Below are 7304 nucleotides of genomic sequence, written 5' to 3'. Positions count from 1 at the left end.
CTTCCGTTTCGCCATATCTGAACTCCTTCGTGTTGAAGATCAGCAGACTACAAATCGCAGCTTACGTCAGTGTCCTAATTTCGGGGGATAGCTCAGTCGGATTCATTTGGGCCATCGCCAGAGCGGTGACAGCCGCGCCAGTCGAGAACGTCCGCTCCCAAGGCTGAGAGGCAAAGACACGCCCCGACACCACGCCGACGCGCAAGGTTGGGGACGGAACGCGGTGGGGAGCCCTCGTGGTTTGCTATGAGCCGACGAAGTCGACGCTCGCCACTTAGAACGAGGCAGCCCCAACACGAAACCACGGTCATGCGGTAACGAACCCGCGCATGAGAGCTTGCTCAACCGTCGTCTCAGTTCCGCCTCCTACCTTGCGCGTCCATATCACCCTGCGTCCGGCACCACCGGTGTATTCGTCATGGAAAAGGGCTTGACGGTGATCATGAGAGCAACTGGTCCGAAATCCTGCGACCACCTCTCCATACTGCGACAGGTCCAGGTCGGGCAGCGCCTGAGGCTTCAAGGATCTAAGCGGTTTTCAGTCTGATTCCAGTTTAACGGTGCCCTGCGAACAGCTGCCCACTGTTCGCTTGTAGCTAATTCCAGTCGCGCCGTCTGCGAAGGCGACCTGTCCAGTATTAGAAAAACCAGCGCTAGGTAATTGCCGACGTACTCGAAAGGAGCAGAAGTAATGGCCGTGATCGCTAGATAAGCTAGCAGGGCCCAGACTAGCTTGCGCAAGCCTGCCTCGGGGAGGTGAAGGGTTCGGAGAACGAGAAATGCCGCAGCATTGCCGATAAGCAGCAATGCGGGGATAGCGCCGAGGCGGAATGCGGTGCCTATTATGCCTACGTCGCCAAGGAAGAAGCGTTCCGAAAAGATGCGGTGGAATCCGTCCTGCCACAGTAGCGACAGCGCTCCGTGTCCGAAGGTGAGGTTCATCTGTTCGAAGATCGATAAGGCGGTATCGACCCGAGCGAGGGCGTAAAAATCGGCGTTGAGTGTGTTGTCGAGCAATCGGGACTGCGCAAGAAGCAAGTCGCTGCTCAGATAGGCGAAAAGAATTGCGCCGACCCCGGCGATCACTATCGCCACGCTGCCCTTGCGTATCCGGCGGAGATGGAACCCCGACAGCACGAGATAAGTCAGTGATACGCTGACCCCGACCATGGTCTGGCGTTCCTGCAAAACGAACACGATGTGCCAGAGCGCGACGAAGGCGACGAATTTCCAAGCGTGCGACGCTGACTGTGTCACCATCGTTAAGGCGTATATGGTGGAGAAAATCACGATGAAACGCCCGGTGGCCATGCGGTCGCCGCGTAGGGTGTCTGCGCTATAGATGTCTCCACGCGCCGCGAGGTCCGATGTTCCGAAACGGTAATAGCCGGCGATGGAGAATAATCCGAGTTTCACCAGAAGGCCTAGGAGAGCCACGAGAAACAGGATGAAGACCGTGGTGTTCAGCGCGTAAACCAGCCGCTTCTTCCGGCCCCGGACGAGATCCTTCAAGGGAAAGTATGCCAATGTCATAAGTGTTACACGCGCTTCCAAAATACCATAGAATAGGGGCTGGCCATATTCTAATAGTGCAAACACGGCGGAGAGGCCGGTAAATAAGGTGGCGTAGAGAAGGACGAACCCGTCCATCCGGCTGATGACCGCGGACTTGCGCAAGACGTATACCGGGACATAGGCGAGCAGGGCGAGGAGATATAGCTCCTGCACGTAGTGAACGCCGAAGGGGTTGGCGCTCTTCACGAACAGGAACTGGCAGTTTAGAAACGAGATTAGGACGATCACTGCCTTTGCCGACCAGCCGAAGCGCGGGTCGGGCGGGTAGTCGCCGACGAGGGGATGGTGGTGCATGTGCCCCGCCTCAGTCAAAGGTGTCGACCACGTGCTTCATGTCCGCGGTCCAAGGATGATTTCGGCCATTGCCCGGGCTCCATGCCATGTCGTCCGGTTGGTGGACAGGGTTTTGAACTCGGCGACAGCGTTACACACCGCATTAGGTAGTTGGTTGAACGCGTCATAGTACACCCCGACTGGGCAGGGCATAGAGACTTGTGAGCGGAGCACCGGAAACCCGGGAACGACCGGAATCACCCCGGAAGAAACCGCGTCCATCACCGTGCCGCTGTGGCGGTAATAGTAGCTTTCAGCGCTGGCGACAAAAATCGCGATATCAAGGAGTTCTAGATAGGCGCGGAAGTTCTCTCGCGACCTTGTGTCATAGATGCGTAAGCCATCTATGAGGCGCAGCGGCTCGGGCAGGTCATCGCGCGCACCATAGTAAAGCTCAATGTCTTCTTCGTTAGCAATCTGTGTAAGTTTTCGGAAGAAAAGTTCGTTTTTGGCCCCAATCGAGCCAATGCTGCCAACAAGCCCGACTCGTATTGGCAAAGCATGCCCTAAGCGGGGCCTTGGCGGCGCGACGCTAGGGAAAAGGGGCGTATGGAGCGACGGGCGCACCTGCGCCGGAAAATGCGCCAAGCTGCTAGCGCCGTCAAATAGCACGAATTGGAACCCGAGGCGAGCAAGCAGGCGGATCGGCCAAGGCACGCTGTCGCTTGCGCCTGTGAGGTTGTGGTTCACGTTGAACAGCACGGATCGGGCGACAGGCCAGATGAGTGGCGCGGTCACAAGCAGCGGTATGGTCCAGAATTCGCGGACGAAAACTGCATGCTGCCGAGGGCGGGCGCGATAGATGTCGACGACTAAGAAGAGAGCGGCCAACGCCGACAGCACCACCCGGACCGGGTAGTAGGAGCTGGTATATGCCTTCAATCGCGACGCAACCACGATCGGCGGCTGCCCGTTGACACTTAGGTGGCGGAACGCTTCCGTGTAAATTTGGTGCGGATCTTCGGTACGATGCAGTATCGGCATAGGTGCGGGCTCTTGCCTTTGGATCTAGCGTAGGAAGATTGCGTCGAACTGAAGCAGCTGGCGCGTCCTGGGATCGCGAAACCCGGGCTCGACTGACCATAGCCGGAGGCCGGCCGCGTGCATTACGTCGAATATCTCGAAATAGTCCGCTTGGTCTTTGTAGAGTGGCGCGATGGAAATCTCGAGCTGGACGCCCGCGATTTCCGGCAGGAGCTGCGCCGCCCCTTCCAGCACTTGGCCTTCGAAGCCTTGCGTATCGATCTTCAGGAAGGTCCACTCGAGATCGGCAAGGGGGAGATCGTCGAGCGCAATGACCGTTACCTCTTCCGCGCAGGTGAATTTCGAGGTCGGGGCGGCGGACACATGCGCCTCCTCGATCGTCAGCACCGAGCTGCTCACCGCGTTGGCCGCGCGATTGATGGTGACCGTTCCCGCCGCTGCGCCTACGGCACAGCGCTCATGCACCCGCCAGCGCGGATTGGAAGCGGCGTTCTGTGCAAGCTTGGCATGGATGTTGCCCAGTGGTTCAAATGACACCACCTCACCTTTGAAGCCTGCGGCGAACACGGAGCTGGCATACTGCCCAAGATTGGCCCCGACATCAAGCAACTTTACCGCGCCGCGCGAGTTGAGCGTGCCCACGAGGTCTGAGATATCGCCGGAGTTCACCCGTTTAATCTCCCAACCAAAATGATTTAATTGCTTCTGGATGAGCTTTTTTGCAAGAGTGACAATCGACATCAAGCTTTTCCTTTGGAGTTTGGGTAAGGCGAAGGGCAGGCGGCCAGGCTGCGATGCCTCGAAAAAGAATTCGATGTGGCGCTTGAAATTACTTAGTTTCAGGGACGAGAGCGCCCCGTCCTGGCTCAGCGCATTCGGGGCGAGCAGCCCAGCGCGATGATCATCTCTAGTACGTGCCTACGGCCTCGCTGAAGGCATCAAGATTGAGGTTTGCTAATTCGATCATGATGAACCTTGGCCTGCGCGACGAGATCGTACCAGACTTTCACCGCACCATAGCGCTTGCCGCTAGCCGCCCAGCAGGAGGCGATCTTTAGACTGAGATCCGCGTCGCGCTGCGCCCGCAGGGACGCTCTGGACGGCTCCCGCAGAACCGCCTGGTGGTGGTGATAGGTGGAGGGCGCGATCGGCAAAACCTTGCAGATCGCCTCGACGCCGTGCTCCCCGCGATGATCATCAATGAACATGATCATCTCTCGCGTAGGCGGTCGAGGTCCGCCGCCGCGAAAAAAGCCGATGCCTTGCGAAGGATCTCATTGGCCTGCTTGAGTTCGCGATTCTCCCGCTGCAGCGTCTTGAGCTCATCACGCTCGGATTGCGTCAGCCCGTCGCGATCACCGTCCTCGACAGCCTGCTTATTAATCCAGCCGCGCAACGTATCGGGGCTGCATCCGAATTTCTTCGCGATCGAGGCAATCGCTTGCGAGCGCGATTTGTAATCCGCTTCGTTCTCCAAAACCATCCGTACCGCGCGGGCACGCACCTCAGTCGAAAAACGGTTCCCTGGGTTTCCTTAGATCATAGCTTACCTTCCGAGCTTTCTGCTCTCCGGTAACCCGGTCTAGTTCATCGCGCGCCGGTATATCTTTGCCAAAAGCATAATCTGCTTTTCACGTAGTTTTCCGACCGTAAACCCCACATTTCCTCGGCCTGCCGTTCACTATAGGTCAATTTTAGTGAGGTACTATATTTGCCGGCTGAGGTCGCCGCTGACAGTTTTGACGTGTCAGGGCATAGGATACCCCGATCAGTGTGTCGCGGCCTAGGCGTCCAGTCGGCGCTGGCCGGGGAAGACGGTGAAGAACAACCCGACCTGCAGCGCCGCGGCTGCGCTGATCGCGAGCAACATCGAGACACCGATGCCGTCAAGCCCGAGTCGCATCGATAGTGGGCCGACCAGCGCGGCGAAGGCCGCCATTTGGAATAGTGGGACGAGGAACTTTAACAGCTTGGCGGACGAGAGCAGCAGGCCGAGGCTATACATGCTGAATGTCGACTGAATCGAGAAAGCAATCGCTAGAAGCACGAGCGTCGGTTCGCTCCCTGTATACTCTGGCGGGAGCACCGAACGCAGGAGCGCGCCACTGGTGAGGTGGATCAACAGCAGAAGAACCACCGCGATCAGGCCGAGTACCCTAGCATTCACCGCAACAATGCGATGGACGCGACCAATATCGTTGCGGGCGATGGCGCTGGCGAGACGGCCCCGGAACACAGCACTGGAAATCATCCAGGGTAACAGGAAGAACTGGCTCCACCGCGCCGCGATGCCATAAACGCCCACCTGATCGATCGGGAACAGCAGTTTGACGGCCCAGATATCTAGGGTGGCCGCAACGGCGACCAGCACGCTATACACAGCAAAAGGTGCGCTCTCGCGCGCCTGCTTCGCCATCTCCGGCCAGCGAAACCGAAGGTTAATATTCGAGATTAAGCGGCGCAACACGGCAAAGGCGGTGGCAACGGCCACTGATGCGGCAACCGAGAGCACCATGAGGCCCGACACAACTGTTAGATCTCCCGAGACCAAGTAGAAGGTCAGGAGGACTGAGAAGGCTATCCCGTTTGAAAACAGCCCACTGAAAAGCGAGGCGTCACGGATTTTCGCAAGTCCCCGAAAGGCTTCCGAGATTACTAGAAGCAGGGTGAAAGCGGGCACCATGGCAGTGAGGATCACCCGTTCGAACATGTCCGGTGCGAAATCCGTCCCGCTCGTGGCACCCATAAACGCGATAAACCCGACCGACATGAGTGTGCTGGAGACCAATGCGGCGCCCAGCACAGCTGAGAGATCGTCGCCGAGCGAAGCGTCCTCCTCTGGTTCGCCGCCGCTCGCCAGCATCAGGCTCTTCCAGGTCAGCCCGAGGTTTGACACCACCAACACCACGCTCATCGTGCGCAGCACGAATTCGAAAGTTCCGAAGGCCGCAACGCTCAGCATCCGCGCCATCAGCAGGCTGATCCCGAACTGAAAGATCCCGGTGCCGAACTTGGCCGCCGCAGCCCAGAGTACCTCCCCTCGCAATCCGCGAAACCGGCTCACAGCCGTCCTGTCCCCGTCATTCGACGAGCCAGTCCGGGATATGTTCGAGCTTGAAGTACTCGCCCAGAAGCACGCGCAACGCCTCGTTGCGGGGGCAGTAGAATTCGCGCAACTCCACGATGTCCTCGGCCTCCAGAACGGGTCCCAGCGCCCCAGCGCTGTGGCTGATATTGACTGAGCGATAGGCAGAGTAGAGTTTTCTCCGAAGCCCCGGGAACCGCTGCAGAGTCGGCTCGATGAGGTAGCGCACGGCGCTCGCCAGCTTGTGGAACGACAGATTGCGCGGGGCGTAATAGGTGTTTTCGGCGCGGATCGCGCCCGGTTCGAGCGGGATATAGAGCCCGAGGGCCTCGGTGAGATAGTCAGCACAATAGTTGGGGGCGGTGGTGAACCAATCCATGAATACCGGCACGATGCGCCTGGGCGGGAATTGCGCGAGCAGCTGTGTGAGGATCGCCGGATAATCCGCGATCTGAAGCCAGACGTTTTCGGCAAGGGGCTCCCTCCCGGCCGGCCTGTTATCGAACCCGCGCGAGAGCCGGACGTAATCGGATAGTGTTTTCGCCCCAGCGGTACCCTCGCGCTGATCGACGCGGTAATGCGAGAAGAAGCGGTCGACTGGATCGCGCAGCATTACAATTATCTTTGCGTCGGGAAGTGTTAACTCAATGCGCGGGGAGACGATAGGCATCACCTGCGGATGGCTATATACTGGGCTTGCTTCGAGGCTGAAACGTGCTCCGGCCTTTGGGGGGATATGAGCAAGGTATGGCGCCTGCTGTCCTAGATCGAATTGGTCATGCGTGACGCTGAGGCCGGTGAAATAGTTCAGTTCCTTGCGCTCCGATGGCGCGATTTCGGGGTGTGTGGCGAGCCAGCGGAAAAAGGCGGTAGTGCCGCACCTTGGAGGGCCTATTACGATGATCGCACGCATGCGACCTGTGTCTGCGGATTGACTAGAATAAAGAGCCGAACTGTTCATCTGAAGGGTTGTCGGCAAACGTAACAATGGCCGAACGTGCATAAGAGGTTTCCAATGTTCGCGTAAGAGTGGGCCTTGTAGAGTTTCGATAGGTTGAAAATCGCACTGCTCCGCAGTCAAAGAGTAAAACGCAGGATGAAATAGTTATCGGCATCTTCGTGGGTCGAGTTGCTGCCGTCATAGATCCCTATTAACGTCCCTTCGTTAATAGCATACAAGGTGCGCGGGCATCCATCGCCATTTGATCCAACCGAATATGGACGGCTGTTTGTGAGCTATCCCCCGAAATTAGGACACTGACGTAAGCTGCGATTTGTAGTCTGCTGATCTTCAACACGAAGGAGTTCAGATATGGCGAAACGGAAG

Annotated in this window: 6 protein-coding genes, 1 pseudogene and 1 other annotated feature; all 7 genes and pseudogenes read right to left on the bottom strand. The window is 58.0% G+C overall.

The genetic code is table 11. The annotated features are described in order from the left end of the window. Window positions 1–519: 519 nt before the first annotated feature. The 7 genes and pseudogenes from JAO82_RS14020 to JAO82_RS13990 all read right to left on the bottom strand — a co-directional run bounded on the left by JAO82_RS14020 (window position 520) and on the right by JAO82_RS13990 (window position 6890). A complete protein-coding gene (locus JAO82_RS14020) occupies window positions 520–1869 on the bottom strand; it encodes a hypothetical protein (RefSeq protein ID WP_198687019.1) in 1350 nt (449 codons plus the stop codon). A 36-nt stretch (window positions 1870–1905) separates the two neighbouring features. After that, window positions 1906–2892 carry a hypothetical protein gene (locus JAO82_RS14015; protein WP_198687018.1) on the bottom strand — a complete coding sequence of 329 codons (987 nt, stop codon included), beginning with the start codon at window positions 2890–2892 and terminating at the stop codon, window positions 1906–1908. A gap of 24 nt (window positions 2893–2916) precedes the next feature. Further along, window positions 2917–3633 (bottom strand): FkbM family methyltransferase, encoded by a 717-nt coding sequence (locus JAO82_RS14010; RefSeq protein ID WP_198687017.1) that lies wholly within the window; start codon window positions 3631–3633, stop codon window positions 2917–2919. A gap of 197 nt (window positions 3634–3830) precedes the next feature. Beyond that, window positions 3831–4106, bottom strand: a complete 276-nt coding sequence (locus tag JAO82_RS14005) for a hypothetical protein (protein ID WP_198687016.1) — start codon at window positions 4104–4106, stop codon at window positions 3831–3833. Further along, window positions 4032–4148, bottom strand: a sequence feature (AL1L pseudoknot). (Overlaps the previous gene by 75 nt.) Next, a pseudogene (locus JAO82_RS14000) lies at window positions 4103–4402 on the bottom strand (transposase); the annotation flags it as partial. (Overlaps the previous feature by 46 nt.) The pseudogene JAO82_RS14000 and the gene JAO82_RS14005, both read right to left, overlap by 4 nt. A 273-nt stretch (window positions 4403–4675) precedes the next feature. Beyond that, complete coding sequence (locus tag JAO82_RS13995) at window positions 4676–5956, bottom strand: lipopolysaccharide biosynthesis protein (protein WP_198687014.1); 1281 nt, start codon at window positions 5954–5956, stop codon at window positions 4676–4678. A gap of 16 nt (window positions 5957–5972) precedes the next feature. Further along, window positions 5973–6890: a sulfotransferase family protein gene (locus JAO82_RS13990; protein ID WP_198687013.1), complete on the bottom strand. Its 918-nt coding sequence runs from the start codon at window positions 6888–6890 to the stop codon at window positions 5973–5975. Between the last annotated feature and the right edge of the window lie 414 nt (window positions 6891–7304).

The sequence above is a fragment of the Pontibaca salina genome, assembly GCF_016307205.1.
Taxonomy (GTDB): Bacteria; Pseudomonadota; Alphaproteobacteria; order Rhodobacterales; family Rhodobacteraceae; genus Pontibaca; species Pontibaca salina.
The sequence above is the reverse complement of the archived record's forward strand: the minus strand, read 5'-3'. Positions and strand labels throughout refer to the sequence as shown.

What these genes read in the sequence shown, in the direction of transcription:
- JAO82_RS14015 (WP_198687018.1), bottom strand. Translation starts at nt 2,892, where the DNA reads ATGCCGATACTGCATCGTACCGAAGATCCGCACCAAATTTACACGGAA.
- JAO82_RS14005 (WP_198687016.1), bottom strand. Translation starts at nt 4,106, where the DNA reads ATGATCATGTTCATTGATGATCATCGCGGGGAGCACGGCGTCGAGGCG.
- JAO82_RS14020 (WP_198687019.1), bottom strand. Translation starts at nt 1,869, where the DNA reads ATGCACCACCATCCCCTCGTCGGCGACTACCCGCCCGACCCGCGCTTC.
- JAO82_RS13990 (WP_198687013.1), bottom strand. Translation starts at nt 6,890, where the DNA reads ATGCGTGCGATCATCGTAATAGGCCCTCCAAGGTGCGGCACTACCGCC.
- JAO82_RS14010 (WP_198687017.1), bottom strand. Translation starts at nt 3,633, where the DNA reads ATGTCGATTGTCACTCTTGCAAAAAAGCTCATCCAGAAGCAATTAAAT.